The following is a 285-nucleotide window of genomic DNA, read 5'->3' on the forward strand; positions in this document are numbered from 1 at the left end:
GAATAATAGATACTTTATAAACTGGATCATGTTCTGGCACCATACGACCAACAATTGCATGGCCAGCTTCATGGTACGCTGTCATTGCTTTTTCTTGCTCGCTCATCACCATGGTCTTGCGTTCTGCGCCCATCATGATTTTATCTTTAGCAGCGTCAAATTCAGCCATACTTACAACACGTTTATTACCACGCGCTGCATAAAGTGCAGCTTCGTTTACTAAGTTTGCTAAATCCGCGCCAGAGAAACCTGGAGTACCACGTGCTATAAGAGCCGCTTCTACAT

1 pseudogene is annotated in these 285 nt (G+C 44.2%); it reads right to left on the minus strand.

What is annotated here, in order from left to right:
- Positions 1–285 (minus strand): annotated as a pseudogene (locus AAEY93_RS20460) (ATP-dependent zinc metalloprotease FtsH); the annotation flags it as partial.

It is taken from the genome of Shewanella sp. CAL98-MNA-CIBAN-0140 (genome assembly GCF_040309905.1).
Taxonomy (GTDB): Bacteria; Pseudomonadota; Gammaproteobacteria; order Enterobacterales; family Shewanellaceae; genus Shewanella; species Shewanella psychromarinicola.